General features: G+C 50.9%; 1 protein-coding gene. It reads left to right on the forward strand.

What is annotated here, in order from left to right; translation table 11 throughout:
• Positions 1–63 precede the first annotated feature (63 nt).
• Positions 64–1,223, forward strand: a protein-coding gene (locus ACMV5H_RS25520) for an IS3 family transposase (RefSeq protein ID WP_414822802.1) whose coding sequence is annotated in 2 segments (ribosomal slippage) — positions 64–331 and positions 331–1,223 — 1,161 coding nt in all. Because the reading frame shifts where the segments join, the coding sequence is not laid out codon by codon here.
• The last annotated feature ends 15 nt before the right edge of the window (positions 1,224–1,238 follow it).

Below are 1,238 nucleotides of genomic sequence, written 5' to 3' on the forward strand. Positions count from 1 at the left end.
TGAGGTAGCCTGATTTTAACGGACACTCCTTCCTGAGTAGAATGGGATTAAAAGGAGTTCACTATGACCAGAAAAACTCAACGTTACTCGAAAGAATTTAGGGCCGAAGCCGTTAAAACCGTCTTGGAACAAGGATTGTCGATCAGCCAAGGATCATCGCGTTTATCCATCCCTGAAGGCACGCTAGGGCAATGGATTTCCGCAGCGAGAAAAGGTCTGGTTACGCCACCAGAATCGCGTTCTGTTGCTGAGTTGGAGACCGAGGTTCTTCGCCTGCGCAAAGCGTTGAACGACGCCCAGCTTGAGCGAGATATATTAAAAAAAGCCACCGCGTATTTTGCCCAGGAGTCGCTGAAAAGTACGCGTTAATCGAGCAATGGCGACACGAGTTTCCCGTTGAAGTGATGTGCCGTGCGTTTGGCGTGTCACGAAGTGGTTATTACGACTGGGCGCAGCACAAGCTATCAAACAGAAAACAAAGCGACGAACGCCTGAAGCTGGAGATTAAAGTGGCACACACTCGCACTCGTCAGACTTATGGAGCCTTGCGATTACTGCCTGAACTTGCCAGTAAGGGCATCGCCATTGGTAGAGACAAACTGGTGCGTCTGCGCAAGGAGATGGGGTTGCGATGTAAGCAAAAGCGTAAGTTTATCGCCACGACGAACTCGGATCACAGTCTGCCGGTGGCACCTAATCTGCTAGAGCAGACCTTTGCCCCAACGGCTCCTAATCAGACTTGGGTGGCTGATATTACGTATATTGCGACCCGGGAGGGCTGGCTGTATCTGGCCGGCATTAAAGATGTGTTCACGTGCGAGATCGTGGGCTACGCGATGGGTGAGCGAATGACACAGGAACTGACCGGGCAGGCGTTGTTTATGGCGATCAGGAACAAACGTCCCCCTTACGGGGTGATCCACCACTCAGATCGTGGCTCTCAGTACTGCGCACACGATTATCGTGCTATACAGCAACAGTTCGGCATGAAAACGTCAATGTCACGTAAGGGTAACTGCTACGACAACGCCCCCATGGAGAGCTTCTGGGGGACGCTGAAGAATGAAAGCCTTCACCACTATCGGTTTAACACGCGGGAAGAAGCGGCTTCAGTAGTACGGGAATATATTGAGATCTTCTACAACCGGCAGCGTCGTCATTCCCGGTTGGGTAATCTCTCACCGGCAGACTTCGAGAAGAACTATTATTGCATGGCTGCTTAATAAAAGAACAAATGA

It is taken from the genome of Serratia sp. N21D137 (assembly GCF_047530005.1).
Taxonomy (GTDB): domain Bacteria; phylum Pseudomonadota; class Gammaproteobacteria; order Enterobacterales; family Enterobacteriaceae; genus Chania; species Chania fonticola_B.